We start from the raw sequence: 19,602 nt of genomic DNA, 5'->3' as shown, positions 1-19,602 counted from the left end.
ATACCCTATATTTCTGTCTGAAAAGACAATCGTTCAAGCTTTAGCATCATAGGGCGTAAAAATTGCATTAGGTTATGCCTTATTACGACATAGCCTGCTAACCAACTAATTGTGTCTCCACAATTTTGCGGCAGCAATCTTAGGAAAATCCAAATCCCTATGGTAGCCTCACCTACCGAATTTCTCATATTTTTTGTTCGGTTTCATTGTAGTTGATTATGATTATAATGTCAAGAAAAAAATATTGAGAAAATCTTTCTGGAAATTTTTGAAATGGAGCTGCTTTTTTTCGTGTATTTAAAACCGAGATATGATATGATATTTGTAGTAATGAATTTTAGAAAGGAGCATGTTATGTATCACTATATGTATCATTATGGAAGTCCGGCAGGGATGGTTTTGCCAACTGTTTATTTGCTTATATTCGCAGGGGCCCTTTTTGTGGCGGCAGTAGAATACATTTTTCTTGGAATGGGTTTGTATCGTATGGCGGCAAATAGAAACCATCCTTCTCCGTGGATGGCATTTGTTCCATTTGCAAGAACTTATTTAAGAGGTGAATTGTCAGGAGATATTTATCTGAAGAAACGCTCTGTGAAAAATCCGGGACTCTTGCTTGTGCTTATGCCGATCGCTTACAGCGTCATTGTCAGCTGCCTGCTTCTGGTGTGTTTTATGTTCGCGATATTTGGTGCGAGCGTGATGATAAACGGAGGAGTTGAGACAGTCGTTTCGGTTCTGTTATTTGCCTTCGCTATACCGGTCCTGGTCATTTCGATTGTTTATCAAGCGGTGATGAGTGTATTGAATGTACTGGTGGATTATCAGATTTACAGCCGGTATATGCCGCTGCATCTTGCAGTAATCCATGCGGTTTTAGGCATTTTTGTGCCGCTTTACAGAGGAATCTACCTGTTTTATATCAGAAAAACACCGTGTTATGGAATGGGGCAGCAGAGAACGGACAGGCAGGAACGCGCACAGACAGTTGTAAAGGATGCTGTGCAAAAAGAGGCGCAGGCAAATGCGGATGTGCCTGCGGGAAATACAGAGGTCCCTTCAGAAGAGCAGTCTGTCGAAAAAAATGAGGCTGCTTGTGGCGAAGGTGCTGGAAAGGAAGAAAAGTAATTGGAAGCGTATACAAGTTTTGCGTCAGTCTATGATACCTTTATGGATAATATTCCATATGAAGAGTGGGCAGAATATCTGTCAGGGTTGTTGGCCGAGTATGAAGTGACAGATGGAATTGTATTAGATCTTGGATGTGGAACCGGAACTCTGACAGAACTGATGGCTGCGCGTGGATTTGACATGATCGGTGTGGATTATTCGGAGGAGATGCTGGAAATCGCGATGGAGAAGCGGGCAGAATCTGGAAGGGATATTTTGTATCTGCTTCAGGATATGAGGGAGTTTGAACTGTATGGGACTGTCCGTGCAGTGATCAGTATCTGTGATTCTCTTAACTATATTACAGAGGAAGAGGAGTTGGAAGAAGTTTTCAGGCTTGTCAATAATTATCTAGATCCGGAAGGTGTATTTATATTTGATTTTAATACGGTATATAAATACCGGGAGATCCTGGGAGATCAGACAATCGCGGAGAGCCGGGAAGACTGTAGCTTTATCTGGGACAATTATTATTATGAAGAGGAGCAGATCAATGAATATGAGTTGAGTCTGTTTCTTCAGGAAGAGGGAAATTTATATCGAAAATATGTCGAGACACATTACCAGAAAGGGTATGAGCTGGAGACAATAAAAAGCCTGCTGGAGAAGTCCGGCATGAAATTTGTCACTGCATACGATGCATTTACGAGGAATCCACCGACAAAAGAAAGCGAGCGAGTCTATGTGATCGCAAGGGAATCTGGAAAGTGCAGGGAATAGATCAGAGACAGATCGGAAACAGAAAAAAATGAAAGAGGAAGAAATTTATGACAGATTATATTGTAAGAGCAACAGCAGCAAATAATCAGATTCGTGCATTTGCTGCAACGACAAAAGAGACTGTGGAGGCAGCGAGACAGGCACATAATACAAGCCCGGTCGCAACGGCTGCGCTTGGAAGACTTTTGACGGGCGGCGCGATGATGGGAAGCATGATGAAAAATGACAGCGATATGTTAACGATCCAGATCAAAGGAGATGGCCCGATCGGAGGGCTTACGGTCACTGCCGACAGTAAAGGAAATGTAAAGGGATATGTGGAACACCCGGAGGTCATGCTTCCACCGAATGCACAGGGGAAACTCGATGTGGCAGGAGCGCTTGGGATTGGTTTGATTTCTGTGATCAAAGATATGGGATTGAAAGAGCCATATGTAGGGCAGACAATTCTTCAGACGAGTGAGATCGCGGAAGATCTGACTTATTATTTTGCAACTTCTGAGCAGGTGCCATCTTCGGTAGGACTTGGTGTGCTGATGGAACACGACAATACCGTGAAGCAGGCAGGGGGATTTATTGTACAGCTGATGCCATTTGTAGATGACGATGTCGTAGACAGACTGGAGGCAAATATTAATAAAATTTCTTCTGTGACCTCTATGTTGGACAGAGGAATGACACCGGAGGAGATTTTAGAAGAAGTGCTGGATGGATTTGAAGTAGAAGTAAAAGATACAATGCCGGCACAGTTTTACTGTAACTGCACAAAAGAACGTGTAGAGAAGGCAATCATCAGCATTGGGAAGAAAGATATTCAGGAGATGATCGAAGATGGAAAGCCGATTGAGGTCAACTGCCATTTCTGTGGGAAGAGTTATGAATTTTCTGTGGAAGAATTAAAGACATTGATCAAAAAAGCAACTAGATAATCAGAAGGAGCAGAGGGTATGAAGCAGGGATTTGTAAAAGTGGCAGCTGTCACACCGAATATGCGTGTGGCAGATGTTGAATATAATGTAAATGAAATCTGCAGAATGATTGATGAGACGACAGAGCAGGGAGCAAAGGTCATTGCGTTTCCAGAGTTATGTATCACCGGATATACGTGTGGAGACCTGTTCTCGCAGGAAATTCTTCTGCGTGAGGCAAAACAAGGATTATATCGGATTGCAGAGTATACAAAGGAGAAAGATGCACTTATTTTTGTGGGAGTCCCTTATGAAGTCGCGGGAAAGCTTTATAATACAGCAGCGGCACTAAACCATGGAAAGGTTTTAGGATTGGTGACGAAGACATTTCTTCCTAATTATGGAGAATTTTATGAAATGCGCCAGTTTCAGGCAGGACCGCAGTCTGTACAGATGATTGAGACGGAAGGACACAGGATCCCGTTTGGTCCGAGGCTGCTTTTTCAGGCGGAGACGATGAAGCATCTCATTGTATCTGCGGAAATTTGTGAGGATGTGTGGTCTGCCGTACCGCCAAGTATCGAGGCAGCGGTTGAGGGTGCGACATTGATCGTCAATTGTTCAGCGAGCAATGAGATTGCGGGAAAAGAAGAGTATAGAAGGAGTCTGATCGCGGGGCAGTCTGCACGTCTTCTTGCCGGATATGTATATGCAAATGCGGGAGAAGGGGAGTCTACGACGGATCTTGTGTTTGGAGGACATAATATTATTGCAGAAAATGGAGCGATTTTAAAAGAATCCAAGCGTTTTACGAGTGGTGCAATTTATTCGGAGATCGATGTGGAGATGCTTCTTGGAGAGCGTAGAAAGAATACTACTTTCCAGAGAAAGGGAGAGTATTCGATTCCTTATATTCCATTTGAGATTGAGAAGGAAGAGACTATGTTGACAAGGAAGATTCCGATGTCTCCGTTTGTTCCGGAGAATAAGGTTACGCGCAGCAGACAGTGTGAGGAAATTTTGATGATCCAGGCAGTCGGTCTGAAAAAGCGGATGCTGCACACGAACTGTCAGCGTGCAGTAGTTGGAATTTCAGGGGGGCTCGATTCTACTCTGGCATTGCTTGTTACTGCAAAAACGTTTGATCTTCTCGGAATTGACAGAAGTCAGATTCTGTCAGTGACGATGCCTTGTTTTGGGACAACAGACAGGACTTATCAAAATGCATGCAGATTGACGGAAAAGCTTGGAGCTACGTTGAGAGAAATTCCGATTCAGAATGCAGTTAGGGTACATTTTGAAGACATCGGGCAGTCCGAGGAAGAGCATGATGTCACCTACGAGAATGCGCAGGCGAGAGAGCGGACACAGATTCTCATGGATCTGGCGAACAAGACAAATGGGATGGTCATTGGAACCGGGGATATGTCAGAACTTGCACTTGGATGGGCAACTTACAGTGGGGATCACATGTCTATGTATGGAGTCAATGCCTCTGTGCCGAAGACGTTGGTATATCATCTTGTAAGGTATTATGCTGAAGAATGTGAAGATCCAGAATTAAAGGGACTACTCTTTGATATTTTGGATACGCCGGTAAGCCCAGAGCTTTTGCCGCCTAAGGATGGGGAAATCGTGCAGAAGACAGAAGAAACTGTGGGACCGTATGAACTACACGATTTCTATCTCTATTATGTTTTGAGATTCGGTTATGAACCGTCGAAGATATATCGTTTGGCAAAATATGCGTTTGGTGGGATTTATGAAGATGAGATAATTTTGAAGTGGCTGAAAAAATTTTATTGGAGATTTTTCTCTCAGCAGTTTAAACGATCTTGTCTTCCGGATGGACCGAAGACAGGAACAGTGTCGCTTTCGCCAAGAGGCGACTGGCGGATGCCGAGTGATGCATGTGTGACACTTTGGCAGAAAGATTTGGATGCACTAGAATAGACTAAGAAGAGGATTTTACAGAGATTTCTCATTTGGAATAAAATAGTTTCCCCTAAGTCTTGATAAAGAGTATAAAAATAGGATGGAGAGTAGTCAAACTCACCATCCTTATTTTTTTACGCTTCTACAAAAACATCTTTTCCAAGACCGCAGAGTGGGCATACCCAATCTTCTGGAAGATCTTCGAATGCTGTTCCAGGTGCGATTCCGTTATCTGGATCACCGATTTCTGGATCATATTCATATCCGCATGGTTCGCAAATATATTTTTTCATAAAGTCACCTCCTAACTGAATGGTTATAAAAATATAAAACACATATCAGGAAATCCTGAATATATTATGATCATATTTCTGCAAGTTATTCTAGCAGAAAATCAGGAAAAATACAATAAAAAAACGGTGAAAAATGTATAAAGCTTATTGGGTGCCGAGATATTTGGACAAGGCTTCTAGTTGGACAAGGAATTCTCGCTGCCTTTCTTCGGACAACGAATGAAATACTAATAACATCCGGGTTTCCAGACGGGAAAGGGATAATGAAGCATGTCCGGGCTTAATTTCTAATACCTCATCGGCAGAAAGATCGTATAATCTTGCCAAGGTTGCAAAGGTATTCAAATCTGGTTCTGCAACATTGTTCTCATATCCCGACAAAGATTTTCGATTAATTCCAGTTAATTCCATGACACGTTTTTGTGTATAGTCTTTATTTTCCCGCGCATTTTTAAGGGTAAGTCCAATATTTTTCATGAAATTCTCCTTTTTTGATTAATATAAACCAGGGCTCTATGAAAATTCATGAAAGTCCGATAAAAATGGCGTTTCACGGTTGACGTCTTAAAAACTAAGACTTATAATGAAAATGCAATAAGTATCAGAACGGACTGACTGAGAATGGGAAATGACAATGATTAAGTTTCTGATAAAGGAAAAGTGTGTCAAATTTTAATGAGTTGTCACAAAAACAGGTAAAATGTCTGGGAGATAAAAAATACCTGATTATCTTTTGGGCTTTTACAATAAAATTCAAACCGGTGAGAGGAGAAAGAGCATGAAGAATAAGTATGTAATGAGCAGATTGCTTGCATTAGGTATGGCTGCTACTTTGACTGCAGGCAATCTTCCGATGGTTGCAAATGCAGCAGATGAAACTGTAAAGGTTTCAGAAGCAACAGAGCAAAAAGCAGAAGACACAGAAGTTGAAACACAGGAAACAGAAAATCCACAGGCAGAGAATGTGGAACAAGTAGAAACTCCAGAGACAGAGACACCTGAACAAACAGAAAATCAAGGAACAGTAGAGAAAACTGAACAGACAGAAGCGGAAAACGTTCAGAATGCTGCAGTGCCACAGTTGAATACAGGTCTGATGCAGGCAGGAAAATATGACGCGTCAGGAAATTGGGTTGCGATGTCAGGAACAGAACTGTTGACAAATGATCAGATTATTTTCAACTTGAGAACAATGGTACCGGAGGGATTTAACTACAATTCTGCAAATATTTTAGTGGATGGTGAGTGGATCAGAGCTGATGAAGGTGGTTATGCGGTTGTAAATAAGACTTCAACAGTAACAAAAGTAGGAATGTGGTTGGAACAAAATGGTCAAGTAGTGCAAGAACCAGTGATGGCAGATGTAAATTATCACATTACAGTGGACCAGACAAAGCCGACAATTGATGAATTCCATATGTGGACAATGGAAGCAAATGGAAAGTATGAAGATTTTGAAAGTGGCGTAACAAACAAAGATGTTATGGTAGATGTTGTTGCAAATGATGATGTGGAAGTAGATTACGTCTTTTATACATCGTCAACTGGATCCACACCAGTTTTTGAAAAGATTCCAAATACAAATGAAAATGCATATCGTTACATTTTTAAAGAAGACGGAGTATATAATGGTGTAATCAGTGTAAAAGATAAAGCAGGAAACTATACAGAAAAAGCAGTGTCATTTACTATTGATAAAACAGCTCCGACTCTGGATGAACTCCATATGTATGCAATAAATGAAGATGGAACATTTGCAGATCTTGCAGATGGTGGAAAAACAGATAAAAAGGTTATGGTGGACGTTGTTGCAAATGATAATGTAGAAGTAGATTATGTTTTCTATACATCAGAGGCAGGGGCTACTCCAGTATTTGAAAAAGTTCCAAATACAACAGAAAATGCATATCGTCATGTATTTGAGAAGCCGGGCACATACAATGGTGTGATTAGTGTAAAAGACAAAGCAGGAAACTACACAGAAAAAAATGTATCTTTTACAATTCAGGAAAAAAGAGATACATTGATGGTAATTAGCTTTGAAACACGTGATGGCAAAAAAGTTGGACAAGAAGTTGTAAAGAAACAAGGAATTGACGGAGAAGATGTTAATTTTGAACTGGGAAAAGATTTTCAACTTCCAACGGGTTATAAACTAGCAGAAGAAAATAAGGTAGAAACTATTACAGTACCAGCAGGAACAACTGGGGGACATGTAGTTCTTGTAGATAAAGGTGGTAATTCTTCTATTGCAAATGTTCAGTTTGTAGATGCAGAAACAAATGAAGTGATAGGTGGAGGAGACTACTTTGTAGATGGAGATGGCGATGGAATCTTCACACACAGGGAAGTAGTAGAATATGTACCGGAAGGATATGTATTGACAGAGGTTGGAGATTTCCAGGTATCAGAATCACCATTACAGCTCAGCGTAGTGAAAAAAGAGAAAGAGTCAGTTGTAAAGATCCAGTTTGTAGACTCTATCACAAATGAAGTGGTAGCAGGAGGAGACTATTTCGTAGACAAAGACCGTGACGGAATCTTTAATCACAGTGAAGTAGAGCAATGGGTGCCGGAAGAGTACAGATTAGTAGAGTTTGGAGATTTCCAGGTATCAGAATGTAAGGAAACACCATTACAGCTTACAGTAGAAAAGGTAAATAAATCTTCTATTGTAAATGTTCAGTTTGTAGATGCAGAAACAAATGAAGTGATAGGTGGAGGAGACTACTTTGTAGATGGAGATGGCGATGGAATCTTCACACACAGGGAAGTAGTAGAATATGTACCGGAAGGATATGTATTGACAGAGGTTGGAGATTTCCAGGTATCAGAATCACCATTACAGCTCAGCGTAGTGAAAAAAGAGAAAGAGTCAGTTGTAAAGATCCAGTTTGTAGATTCTATCACAAATGAAGTGGTAGCAGGAGGAGACTATTTCGTAGACAAAGACCGTGACGGAATCTTTAATCACAGTGAAGTAGAGCAATGGGTGCCGGAAGAGTACAGATTAGTAGAGTTTGGAGATTTCCAGGTATCAGAATGTAAGGAAACACCATTACAGCTTACAGTAGAAAAGGTAAATAAATCTTCTATCGTAAAGATTCAGTTTGTAGATGCAGAAACAAATGAAGTGAGGGGTGGAGGAGACTACTTTGTAGATGGAGATGGCGATGGAATCTTCACACACAGAGAAGTAGTAGAATATGTACCGGAAGGATATGAATTGGCAGAATTTGGAGATTTTCAGGTAGCTGAGTGTAAAGATACACCGTTACAGCTTAGTGTAGTAAAAATAAAAAATGATGTCAAACCAGATCCGGAGAATCCAGATAAACCAAATCCAGAAAAACCAGATTCAGAAAAACCGGGTAAACCAGATCAGGAAAAACCGAATAACCCACATCCGGAAAAACCGAATAAGCCAGATACACAAAAACCAAATAAATCAAATAAGAATAACACAAATGCAGATAAGAAGACACCGAAGACAGGTGATGATCTTCAAGCAGCAGGAGCATTTTCTGTTTTAGGAGCAGGAGCGCTTGCAGCTATTGCAGCGTTGCTGAAGAAAAGAAAATAATTCTCAACAATCTGTATAAAATAACATGTAACTTGTATTGCCAAAAATGCGGAGACTGCTTCTGCGTTTTTGGCAATCTTTTTGAAAAGAAAGAAGAGTGGATCAGGAAATTATGAGGAGAATCGTTCGAAAAATAGGAATTGTAATGGTGCTTTTTTGTTTGACTGTAATGTCAATGGCAGGGTGTAAGAAAGGAGAAATGAAAGAGGAAAATCAAGAAGTGGATAAATTCTTTTATAGTAAACTCCCAAAGACAAATCAGAAAGTATCTGAAGAGGAAGAAAAGAAAATTCAGAAAGGAATTGAAAACTGGGCAAAAACAGTTCTGTTGGCGGATAGTTCTGTTGGGAAACAAAATCAAAAATTGATTGAAAAGAGTTTTTATCAAAGTATTGCAGATGAGAAACAGAGGGAACAGGTTAAAAAGGATCGAGATAAATTTTATAAGGGAAACGATGTAAAAGTGCAAAGTGCAGAGGCGAAAATTGAAAATGCTTATGCAACCGAGTATGACGGGAAAAGTATTGGAGATGTAACCTGTGATGTTGTTATCAAAGGGAAGAAAGATGGAAAGCCATTTTCTCGTACCTATCATTTAAAGCTTGCGGTGAGTTATGTGAATGAAGTGGTATCGGTATATGAAGTGGGAAGTATTTCATGGAAATAAATGAAAGCAGGAGCAAGGAAAGAGAACGTGCTGAATGACGAATGGTACATTTGATAGGAGAGCTTAAGAGAAATAACAGGAGTAGAATAGACATATAGTATAGTAAGAAAAAATAAGGAGCCAGTATGAGAAAAAATAGAACATATAGTTTACTGGTTGCGGGAAGTTTATTGTTGTTTATTGGTGGGCTATTTTGCCTTCCGGGAGAAATTACTGTAAGCAACAATGTTTACGGAAAAGAATTACCGATTCAGTCGGTGGAAACAGAAGAGAAGAAGGCAGTGCTGACATTTGAGTGTGCATGGGATCACAGTAGTATAAAGGACATACTGGAGATTCTTGAGGATCATAATGTTCGTGCTGCTTTTTTTGTCACTGGGGACTGGGTGAAACAGTATCCGGAAGATGTTCGGAGGATCGTTCAAGGAGGGCATGATATCGGGAACCATTCGGCGACACATCGGAACATGGTACAGCTTGAAAAAGAGGAGATAGAGAAAGAATTAAAAGAGACACATCAGGCAGTAAAAGAATTGACAGGGAAAGAGATGAAGTTCTTCCGACCACCTTATGGTGCATTTAATGATACAGTGATTTTGACAGCAAAAGAAGGAGGCTATCTTACTGTGATGGGAAATATAGACTCCATGGACTGGAAAGATTATGGAGCGAAGACAATCTTACGGACAGTGATGGAAGATAAAGAACTGCAAGGGGGCTCAATCATCCGGCTAAACAGTGAGGCAAAATATACGAAAGAGGCATTGCCAAAGCTCATTGAAAGTCTGGAGAGAGAAGGGTTCCGGCTGGTGCCGCTTTCACAGCTGCTGTATCAGGAAGCATATCATTTAGATGTGAAAGGAAGGCAGATCCCAGATGACAGGTGATCAGCCTTCTTTTTTGAGAGGATTTGGACTGTGGACAGTCAGGATTTTTGTAATATGATTTGTCTTGTTGGACCAGTTATGAGGAATGCATGATGGGATGTGGACGGAATCACCGGGATAAAGCTGATAAGTGATACCATCAATATTCATCGTGAGGATTCCTTCTAAAATATAAATGAATTCTTCGCCGGTGTGATTGTAGAGTTCCAAAGTCTCTTTTTCTTCAGGAAGAGGAGGCATGATATCTACAAGGCGCGGAAGCAGATCGAAACTGGTCAGATGGTCAGTCAATGCATATTCAATGATTTCTGAGTTGACGAGGGTAGTCTCCTTTTCATAGCTTCGCACGACATATTTTGTCTCCTGTGGTGAGGAGAGATCAAAAAAGGACGAGAGTTCAACTTCCAATACCTTGGCAATCTTTTCCAAAGAATCGATCGCAATACTGGTCAGTCCACGCTCAAACTGTGACAAAAAGCCGATGGAAAGACCGGTCTGTTCACTGAGATATTTTAATGTATATTTTTTTTCTGTTCGCAGTTCTTTGATGCGAAATCCGATGACAGCACTTTTATTCACATTGGATGCTCCATTTCTTTTTATTTCTGTTTCTATGATAAAGGATTTGCAGGAAAAAATCAATTCACGAGATATGAATTTTATAAAAAGTTAAAAAGCTTTTTATGAAAGAAGTAATTAAAAATGTGAAATAATTTTATGACAAAATAAAAATACTGTGATATAATATGAAAAAATGATAAAAATTTCATTTTTATGAAAATGTAGGGATGAATTTTAGCTATAAAAAGAAGAATCCTGACGGAAGAAAAGGTGGAGGGGATTATGAAATATCCTGAGATTATGAATATTCAGAAATATTCCATACATGATGGAGATGGAATTCGAACGACGGTCTTTTTTAAAGGCTGCCATTTAAAGTGTTGGTGGTGTCACAATCCAGAAAGTCAGAAATTTACGCCTCAGCTGATGTTCCATGCGGACCGGTGCGGCGGGTGTCATGCATGTGAACAGATCTGTAGTCACCATGCAGTGACGGTTCGGGATGGAATTGCGTGTACGGACCGGACAAAATGTGAACTTTGCAGAGAATGTCTGGATCATTGTGTGAATAATGCGCGAGAGATTGTGGGGAAGGAATACACGATTTCGGAATTGATGAAAGAAATTGAGAAAGACTGTATGTTCTATGAGGAGTCAGGAGGAGGCGTAACATTATCTGGCGGTGAGGTCATGGCGCAGGATATGGACTATATCGAGCAGTTATTAAAGAAGCTTAAGAGAAAGGGATACAATGTGGCAATTGACACATGTGGGTATGCACCGCAGGAGAATTATGAGCGCGTGCTGCCTTATGTGGATACATTTTTATATGATATCAAGACAATGGATCCGGAAAAGCATGAAAAATATATGGGGAAAGACAATGAATTAATTTTGTCAAATCTTCGTTTCATCAGTGAACGTGGGGCAAGGATTTATATTCGTATTCCGGTCATCGGTGGAGTCAATGACACGGAAGAAGAGATGGAAGCAATGATTACTTTTCTGAAACAATCCATTTCTGTCAGCCAGATCAATCTGCTCCCGTATCATAATATTGCCGGGGGAAAATATGATAAGCTGGATATCAAATATAAGGGGGAAGCATTTACGATTCCGCCGAAAGAACAGATGGAAGCATTTCAGAGACAATTTATCCAAAATGGATTTGCAAATACAAAAATCGGAGGTTAATTATGAGAAGAGGTATGAACGAAAGAATTCAGAAACTGAGAGAACAGAGTGTCAATGCAGTTCCGCACATTTATATGGAGCGTGCCGATCTGGAGACAGATGCGTACATGAAGTACGAAGGCTCTGTCAGTGTACCGGAGATGAGGGCACTGGCATTTAAGCACTTTATGGCAAATAAGACACTTTGTATTAATGAAGGAGAACTGATTGTTGGAGAGAAAGGGGACAGCCCGCAGTCGGCACCGACATTCCCAGAACTTTGCTGTCATACATTGGAGGACATGCATGTGATGAATGACCGGGATCTGATCAGTTTCAAGGTAACAGAGGAAGACTTAAAACTTCAGAAGGAAAAGATCATTCCATACTGGGAGAATCGTTCTATCCGTCATAAGATCCTTCACAATATGAGCAGACAGTGGAAAGAGTGCTATGAGGCAGGGATTTTTACAGAGTTTATGGAGCAGAGAGGACCGGGACATACAGTCGGTTCTGAGAAAATCTACAAAAAAGGATTTCTCGATTACAAGCAGGATATTATCGAGAGCAGAAACCGTCTGGATTTCCTCAATGACAAGGAAGCACTTGACAAGCGTGCACAGTTAAATGCGATGGAGATCGCCTGTGACGCGATCATTATCCTTGGAGAACGTTATGCAGCGCTTGCAAGAGAACTTGCAGAGAAAGAGGAAGATGAAGTGAGAAAGCAGGAGCTGCTACAGATCGCGGCAAATTGTGATGTGGTTCCGGCACATGCGCCACAGACATACTGGCAGGCGATCCAGATGTACTGGTTCGTGCATCTTGGTGTGACAACGGAGTTAAATCCATGGGATGCGTATAGTCCGGGAAGACTGGATCAGCATTTGAATCCATTCTATGAAAAAGATACAGAGGCAGGCATTTTAGATGATGAGAAAGCGCTGGAACTTTTAGAATGCCTCTGGGTGAAATTTAACAATCAGCCGGCTCCTCCAAAAGTGGGAATCACATTAAAGGAGAGCAGTACTTACACAGATTTTGCAAATATTAATACCGGAGGGATTACACCGGATGGACAGAATGGAGTCAATGAGGTCAGCTATCTAATCTTAGATTGTATGGATGAAATGAAGCTTTTGCAGCCAAGTTCGAATGTACAGATCAGCAAGAAGACACCGATGAAGTTCCTAAAACGTGCCTGCGAAATTTCTAGAAAAGGATGGGGACAGCCGGCATTTTATAATACGGAAGCGATCATACAGGAATTGCTAAATGCAGGAAAATCTATTGAGGATGCAAGAAGAGGCGGAACGAGTGGATGTGTGGAGACTGGTGCATTCGGAAATGAAGCATATATTCTGACAGGATATTTCAACCTTCCGAAGATTCTCGAGATCACACTGCACAATGGTTTTGATCCGGTCAGCAAAAAGCAGCTTGGGCTTCAGACTGGGGAGGCAACAGACTTCCATTCTTATGAAGAATTGTTTGAGGCTTATAAGAAGCAGGTAGAATATTTTGCAGACATCAAAATGGAAGGAAGCAATATTATTGAGAAGATCTATGCAGAATATATGCCGGCGCCATTTCTATCTGTCATCACAAACGACTGCATTTCCAACGGAAAAGATTACAATGCCGGAGGAGCTCGTTATAATATCAACTATTTGCAGGGGGTAGGAATCGGTACGATTACAGACTCTCTGACAGCGATCAAATACAATGTGTTCGATGAGAAGAAATTTACGATGGAAGAGTTAATGGAAGCCATGGAACACAACTTTGAAGGATACGAGAAGATTGCAAATCTTGTACGCAACAAGACACCGAAATATGGAAATGACGATGACTATGCAGACGATGTGATGCAGGCAGTCTTTGACTTCTACTATCATACAGTGACAGGCAGACCGAACATGAAAGGCGGTACTTATAGGATCAATATGCTTCCGACTACCTGTCATGTGTACTTTGGTGAAGTGATGTTAGCAAGCCCGAACGGAAGACTTGCACACAAGCCTGTATCAGAGGGAATCTCGCCGGAGAAAGGTGCCGATATCTGTGGTCCGACAGCGGTAGTAAAATCTGCATCTAAAATGGATCATGTACGGACAGGGGGAACGCTTCTGAATCAAAAATTCACACCGAGTGTTGTTGCAGGGGAAGAAGGATTGACGCAGATGGCAAATCTTGTGCGGAGTTATTTTAATATGGATGGACATCATATCCAGTTCAATGTCATCGATAGACAGACGCTGATCGATGCTCAGAACAATCCGGAAGAGTATAAGGATCTGATCGTGCGCGTAGCAGGTTACAGTGATCACTTCCGCAATTTGAGCAAAGCACTTCAGGATGAAATTATTGAACGTACAGAACAGTCATTTAATTAGGAAAGATGCTTTTGAAAGCTTTTGTGAAAGGAGAAAGAAAACATGGAGAAGAAATTAGGGTTTATCGGTGCCGGAAATATGGCAAAAGCGATGATGGGTGGAATTTTGAAGAACGAGATTCTGTTACCGGAGGATGTGATCGCATCCGATCTTTATCAGCCGGGATTGGAGCGGACGAAAGAGGAGCTTGGAATCGCTGTGACAACAGATAATCAAGAAGTGGTAAAGAAAGCAGAGGTAGTCGTTCTGTCTGTGAAACCACAGTTTTATGCAGCTGTGATTGAAGAAATCCGGGAAGTGGTGTCAGAGGGGCAGATTATCGTTACGATCGCGCCGGGACAGACACTGGAACATTTGCAGGAATTATTCGGAAAACCGGTGAAGATTGTTCGCACAATGCCAAACACACCGGCGCTTGTGGGAGAAGGCATTACAGGTGTCTGCAAAAATGAACTGGTGACAGAGGAAGAACTTTCTTATATTTGCAAAATATTTAGTGGATTTGGAAAAGCAGAAGTATTAAGTGAGAAGCTGATGGATGTTGTTGTGTCTGTAAGCGGAAGTTCTCCGGCATATGTCTTTTTATTCATCGAGGCGATGGCAGATGCGGCTGTTGCAGATGGAATGCCGAGAGCGCAGGCATATAAATTTGCAGCGCAGGCAGTTTATGGGAGCGCGAAAATGGTGTTGGAGACAGGAAAACATCCAGGAGAATTAAAAGATATGGTATGTTCTCCGGGAGGGACAACCATCGAGGCGGTGCGCGTACTAGAGGAGAAAGGATTCAGAAGCAGCGTCATCGAAGCGATGAAAGCGTGCGTAAAAGTTGCAAAAGAGCTTGGAAAGAAGTAAAATAGAAAAAAGTGCAGCAAGAAAGGGGTTACGCAGCGATGAAATACCATGCAGATGAAGAGAGATATAATAGGATGAAGTATCACAGATGTGGAAAGAGCGGGCTGAAGCTTCCGGCGGTGTCACTTGGACTTTGGCACAACTTTGGCACAATGGACGATTTTGAGACGATGCGTCAGATGTGTTTTACTGCTTTTGATCTTGGAATCACACATTTTGATCTGGCAAATAATTATGGTCCGCTTCCGGGAAGCGCAGAGACGAATTTTGGAAAGATCCTAAAAGAAGATCTTGGAAGTTACCGTGATGAAATGATCATCAGCACGAAGGCGGGATATGATATGTGGGAGGGCCCTTATGGCAGTGGCGGAAGCAGAAAATATCTGCTGGCAAGTCTAGATCAGAGTCTGCAGCGCATGGGGCTGGAGTATGTAGATATTTTCTATCATCACTGTGTAGACCCAGAGACGCCTGTGGAGGAGAGTATGATGGCGCTTGATGCGGCAGTGAAGCAGGGAAAGGCATTGTATGCGGGAATTTCGAACTATGATCTGGAACATGCGATGCAGGCGATGGAGATTTTAAAGGAATTAAAGTGTCCTTTCGTGATCAACCAGATTCGCTATTCGATCCTGGATCGGTGGATTGAAAATGATGGCCTGAAAACATTTGCGAACAAGAGTGGCTGCGGACTGATCGCATTCAGTCCGTTGGCACAGGGACTGCTCTCCGACAGGTACTTGCACGGAATTCCGGAAGACAGCCGTATTCGGAAAAGCGGAAGATTCTTAAAGGAGAGTGCAGTCACAAAAGAACGGTTAGAGCAGCTGGAGGCGTTGAATGAAGTCGCAAAAGAGCGTGGACAGACACTGGCACAGATGGCTCTGTCCTGGGTGCTTCGCGATGGAGATGTGACAAGTGTCCTGATTGGCGCATCCAAGCCGGAACAGATTCGGGAGAATGTAAAAATCGTTGAAAAAACAGAGTTCAGTGAAGAAGAGCTTAGAAGAATTGATGAATTGTCAAAAGCAGTCACAAAATAGCGGTGATTTCGTTGACAAATAAAATAGGGATTGTTATGATAAAAAACAGACGAGGGCGTTTTCCGTGCAGGAACGCCCTCTTTCTGGATTGCATAAAAGTAGCAGCAGAAAACTCGGTTTTGTCGGGGAGGAAGTTATGAGAACATATACGAAGGACGATATTATACAAATTGTGGAAGAGGAGGATGTAGAGTTTATCCGCCTTCAGTTCACAGATATGTTAGGAACATTGAAAAATATAGCGATCACAGCAAGTCAGCTTCCAAAGGCTTTGGAGTACGCATGTACATTTGATGGATCCTGTATGGAAGGATTTATCTGGTTGGAGGAAGAGGATATGTATTTACACCCTGATCCATCTACGTTTGAAATATTTCCATGGCGGCCACAGCAGGGGAAAGTTGCCAGGTTGCTCTGTGATGTCTATAAGTGTGATGGGACACCGTTTGAGAGCGATTCCCGCCAGATTTTAAAGCGGACGATCAAGCGGGCGCAAGAGAAGGGATACACGATGGAAGTTGGAAGTGAGTGTGAGTTTTTCCTCTTCCACATGGATGAAGAAGGAAATCCGACGACAGTGACACATGAGTGTGCAGGATATTTTGACATCGATCCGATGGATTTTGGAGAAAATACAAGGAGAGATATCGTACTGACACTGGAGGAGATGGGATTTGTGATTGAGTCTTCCCACCATGAAGTGGCTCCGGCACAGCATGAGATCGTTTTTCGGCACAGTGAGGCACTGTCTGCGGCAGATGATATTCTGACATTTAAGATGGTTGTGCGGACTATTGCGAAAAAGCATGGACTGCATGCAACATTTATGCCGAAGCCGAAAAGTGAGAGCGCCGGCTCGGGGATGCACTTGAATTTGACACTTCAGAAGGAGGGAAGAAATCTATTTTTCGATGAGAAGGATCCTTATGGATTAAGCAGAGAAGCCTATTATTTTATCGGAGGATTAATGAAACACATCGGCGCAGTGTCTCTGTTTACCAATCCGATCGTCAATTCGTATAAAAGGCTGATACCGGGATTTGATGCGCCGATTTATGCAAACTGGTCAGTCAAGAAGAAAAGTGCTCTGATTCGCATTCCATTTGAGAAAGAAGGAAAAAAATGGATAGAGTTAAGGAGTCCGGATGCATCCGCGAATCCATATCTGGCACTCGCAGTCTGCCTGGCGGCAGGAATGGATGGAATTGAGAGGAAAATCCTTCCGCCATCCTGCATCGACGAACAGGAATACAGGGGACGGAGTCAGAAACTGGAAGAAACATGCAGGCTTCCGAAGAGCCTTTTGGAGGCGGTGGAAGCGTTTGAGCAAGATGAACTGATGCAAAGTGTGATCGGGAAAGAATTATCGCAAAAATATATTCAGACGAAGAAGAAAGAATACCGGGAATACTGTGCACAGGTGACTGCGTGGGAGCTGGAACAATATTTGTATCGGATATAGGAAGCTATTCTGTCAAACGAAAAGATGCAGGGAGGGGTGAGCGTGAGCAGGATCATAGTGGCAATTCCGAAAAGGGAGACCGGAATACAGATTCGGAATCTGCTTGTCCGAAATGGATTTGATGTCATCGGAGTCTGCACTTCCGGCGTGCAGATATTAAACTATGCGGATGTTCTGGAGGAGGGGATCGTCATTTGTTCCTGCCAGCTCAAAGATATGATGTATGGAGAATTACGAGCGGATTTGCCGCAGTCGTTTGAGATGCTGGTGCTTACAACAGGAAGGTATCCGGTGGAGGAAACGGCACATATCAGGACGCTTTCTTTGCCTCTGAAAGTGCAGGAATTGTTAGAGCAAGTGCGGGCTATGGAAGAAATATTTGAGTGGCAGAGAAGAAAAAGGCGCGGCAGAAAGAGTGAACGAAATGAGAGACAGAATCAGATTATTTCCAGAGCAAAGGCGCAGCTGATGGAAAAGAAAGAAATGTCAGAAGCAGAGGCACACCGATATTTACAAAAATACAGTATGGAGAGTGGGAACAGCCTGACAGAGACAGCGCAGATGATATTAGAGATGATGGAAGAGCGTCCATCAGAAAAATAAAAGAGAAAAGAGAGGAAATGCAGATGAAATTTACAAAAATGCAAGGATTAGGAAACGATTATGTCTATGTAAACTGTCTGAAGGAAAAAGTAGAATCGCCTTCGGAAATGGCACGAAGAGTCAGTGACAGACATTTTGGAGTGGGATCGGATGGATTGATTTTAATCTGTCCGTCTGAATGTGCGGATTTTGAGATGAAGATGTATAATGCGGATGGATCCAGAGGTGAAATGTGTGGCAATGGGATTCGCTGTGTTGGAAAATACGTCTATGATTATGGCCTGACAGATCAGACAGAAATATCTGTAGAGACACTTGGAGGGATCAAACATTTAAGTCTGACGGTAGAAGAGGGGAAAGTTGCACTTGTAAAAGTGGATATGGGATCCCCGATTTTTGTGCCAGAGCAGATTCCGGTAAAAGTAGAAGGGGATCATGCGGTAAATGTTCCGATCAGTGTGGATGGGGACGAGTATCGGATGACCTGTGTCTCAATGGGCAATCCGCATGCAGTCGTATATCTGGATGATATCCAAAATATGGAGATCGAAAAAATTGGACCAAAGTTTGAGCATCACCCATGTTTTCCGAATCGAGTGAATACCGAGTTTGCCCGCGTGCTTGATCGCGAGACTGTAGAGATGCGTGTATGGGAACGGGGATCTGGAGAGACGTTGGCATGTGGAACGGGAGCATGTGCGGTGGCTGTGGCAAGTATGGTAAATGGTCTTACAGAGGACTGTGTGACTGTGCAGCTGCTTGGAGGCAATCTGAAGATTGAGTGGGACAGAGAAAAAAATGTCGTATATATGACCGGACCGGCGACGGTTGTATTTGATGGAGAACTTTATGAATAGCAATTCGGAGGCGGGATCTTGCAGCACAAGATCCCGGTTATCAAACGACCTGGAGCTTCGAGTTTTTAGTGGGAAGGGAAAGTGCCAAAATCCGTTGAAAAATATACAAAATGAAAAAAATTAAAAAAAATAAAAAAATTTCAAAAAAGGTGTTGACTTTTTCTGTAACTCTGCTATAATAGGTTTTGTTGAGTGAGGGACACAAAACAAACACAAAAAATAATAAAGAATAATGCGGAATGGTGTAATGGTAGCACAGCAGACTCTGACTCTGTTAGTAGGGGTTCGAATCCCTTTTCCGTAGTTTGAACTTCATTGAATACAGTGAAGTTTTTATTTTCGGAGTGTGGCTCAGCTTGGTAGAGCGCTACGTTCGGGACGTAGAGGTCGCAAGTTCAAATCTTGTCACTCCGATTTTTTTATATCCATACCGGGAATCTTTGTTGATAAGATTTCCGGTATTTTTTTGCTGTCAAGACGCGCTTCCATTTT

The 19,602-nt window shown here is 42.0% G+C and carries 17 protein-coding genes, 2 tRNA genes and 1 riboswitch; of the genes, 16 read left to right on the top strand and 3 right to left on the bottom strand.

Annotated elements, in window-relative coordinates; translation table 11 throughout:
• Positions 1–17 precede the first annotated feature (17 nt).
• Positions 18–187: riboswitch (M-box (ykoK) riboswitch) on the bottom strand.
• Between the two features lie 167 nt (positions 188–354).
• The 4 genes from EDD74_RS01430 to EDD74_RS01415 are packed head-to-tail and all read left to right on the top strand — an operon-like array spanning position 355 to position 4,751.
• A complete protein-coding gene (locus tag EDD74_RS01430; protein WP_016440058.1) occupies positions 355–1,128 on the top strand; it encodes a hypothetical protein in 774 nt (257 codons plus the stop codon).
• Positions 1,129–1,890: a class I SAM-dependent DNA methyltransferase gene (locus EDD74_RS01425; protein WP_016440059.1), complete on the top strand. Its 762-nt coding sequence runs from the start codon at positions 1,129–1,131 to the stop codon at positions 1,888–1,890.
• Positions 1,891–1,937: 47 nt separating this feature from the next.
• Positions 1,938–2,819, top strand: a complete 882-nt coding sequence (hslO, locus tag EDD74_RS01420; RefSeq protein WP_008976412.1) for an Hsp33 family molecular chaperone HslO — start codon at positions 1,938–1,940, stop codon at positions 2,817–2,819.
• Positions 2,820–2,837: 18 nt separating this feature from the next.
• Positions 2,838–4,751, top strand: a complete 1,914-nt coding sequence (locus EDD74_RS01415) for an NAD(+) synthase (protein ID WP_116441759.1) — start codon at positions 2,838–2,840, stop codon at positions 4,749–4,751.
• Between the two features lie 116 nt (positions 4,752–4,867).
• Here the strand turns inward: EDD74_RS01415 and rd are convergent, their stop codons facing one another.
• Both rd and EDD74_RS01405 read right to left on the bottom strand, forming a co-directional pair.
• Positions 4,868–5,026, bottom strand: a complete 159-nt coding sequence (rd, locus tag EDD74_RS01410) for a rubredoxin (RefSeq protein ID WP_008976410.1) — start codon at positions 5,024–5,026, stop codon at positions 4,868–4,870.
• Between the two features lie 144 nt (positions 5,027–5,170).
• Entirely contained in the window at positions 5,171–5,503 is a 333-nt protein-coding gene (locus EDD74_RS01405) for a helix-turn-helix domain-containing protein (protein WP_008976409.1), read from the bottom strand.
• A gap of 301 nt (positions 5,504–5,804) precedes the next feature.
• On the opposite strand from EDD74_RS01405, the gene EDD74_RS01400 reads away from it, so the two are divergent.
• The 3 genes from EDD74_RS01400 to EDD74_RS01390 all read left to right on the top strand — a co-directional run bounded on the left by EDD74_RS01400 (position 5,805) and on the right by EDD74_RS01390 (position 10,163).
• The gene (locus EDD74_RS01400; protein WP_116441760.1) at positions 5,805–8,609 is read left to right on the top strand and encodes an Ig-like domain-containing protein; all 2,805 of its coding nucleotides are present in this window, start codon (positions 5,805–5,807) and stop codon (positions 8,607–8,609) included.
• A 112-nt stretch (positions 8,610–8,721) separates the two neighbouring features.
• Positions 8,722–9,276 carry a hypothetical protein gene (locus tag EDD74_RS01395; RefSeq protein ID WP_242990135.1) on the top strand — a complete coding sequence of 185 codons (555 nt, stop codon included), beginning with the start codon at positions 8,722–8,724 and terminating at the stop codon, positions 9,274–9,276.
• Between the two features lie 125 nt (positions 9,277–9,401).
• A complete protein-coding gene (locus EDD74_RS01390; RefSeq protein WP_116441762.1) occupies positions 9,402–10,163 on the top strand; it encodes a polysaccharide deacetylase family protein in 762 nt (253 codons plus the stop codon).
• Here the strand turns inward: EDD74_RS01390 and EDD74_RS01385 are convergent, their stop codons facing one another.
• Positions 10,164–10,742 carry a cupin domain-containing protein gene (locus tag EDD74_RS01385; protein WP_116441763.1) on the bottom strand — a complete coding sequence of 193 codons (579 nt, stop codon included), beginning with the start codon at positions 10,740–10,742 and terminating at the stop codon, positions 10,164–10,166.
• Between the two features lie 264 nt (positions 10,743–11,006).
• Between EDD74_RS01385 and EDD74_RS01380 the strand changes: the two genes are divergently transcribed.
• From EDD74_RS01380 to EDD74_RS01340, 9 genes are all read left to right on the top strand, one after another.
• Positions 11,007–11,918, top strand: coding sequence for a trans-4-hydroxy-L-proline dehydratase activase (locus tag EDD74_RS01380; RefSeq protein WP_116441764.1), 912 nt, complete (start codon positions 11,007–11,009; stop codon positions 11,916–11,918).
• 2 nt (positions 11,919–11,920) lie between these two features.
• Complete coding sequence (gene hypD / locus EDD74_RS01375; protein WP_008976402.1) at positions 11,921–14,293, top strand: trans-4-hydroxy-L-proline dehydratase; 2,373 nt, start codon at positions 11,921–11,923, stop codon at positions 14,291–14,293.
• Between the two features lie 42 nt (positions 14,294–14,335).
• Positions 14,336–15,145 carry a pyrroline-5-carboxylate reductase gene (gene proC, locus EDD74_RS01370; RefSeq protein ID WP_016439328.1) on the top strand — a complete coding sequence of 270 codons (810 nt, stop codon included), beginning with the start codon at positions 14,336–14,338 and terminating at the stop codon, positions 15,143–15,145.
• Positions 15,146–15,183: 38 nt separating this feature from the next.
• On the top strand, positions 15,184–16,188 hold the full coding sequence (gene mgrA, locus EDD74_RS01365) for an L-glyceraldehyde 3-phosphate reductase (protein WP_116441765.1): 1,005 nt from the start codon (positions 15,184–15,186) through the stop codon (positions 16,186–16,188).
• A gap of 136 nt (positions 16,189–16,324) precedes the next feature.
• Positions 16,325–17,650, top strand: a complete 1,326-nt coding sequence (gene glnA / locus EDD74_RS01360) for a type I glutamate--ammonia ligase (protein WP_116441766.1) — start codon at positions 16,325–16,327, stop codon at positions 17,648–17,650.
• 42 nt (positions 17,651–17,692) lie between these two features.
• The gene (locus tag EDD74_RS01355) at positions 17,693–18,253 is read left to right on the top strand and encodes an ANTAR domain-containing response regulator (RefSeq protein WP_016440071.1); all 561 of its coding nucleotides are present in this window, start codon (positions 17,693–17,695) and stop codon (positions 18,251–18,253) included.
• A 23-nt stretch (positions 18,254–18,276) separates the two neighbouring features.
• Entirely contained in the window at positions 18,277–19,110 is an 834-nt protein-coding gene (gene dapF, locus EDD74_RS01350; RefSeq protein WP_016440072.1) for a diaminopimelate epimerase, read from the top strand.
• A gap of 233 nt (positions 19,111–19,343) precedes the next feature.
• Positions 19,344–19,414 (top strand) — tRNA-Gln (locus EDD74_RS01345).
• Positions 19,415–19,450: 36 nt separating this feature from the next.
• Positions 19,451–19,524: transfer RNA gene (locus EDD74_RS01340), tRNA-Pro, on the top strand.
• Positions 19,525–19,602 lie beyond the last annotated feature (78 nt).

Source organism: Faecalimonas umbilicata (assembly GCF_004346095.1).
Taxonomy (GTDB): domain Bacteria; phylum Bacillota; class Clostridia; order Lachnospirales; family Lachnospiraceae; genus Faecalimonas; species Faecalimonas umbilicata.
Note: the sequence above shows the minus strand (reverse complement) of the source record. Positions and strands in the feature narration are given on the sequence as shown.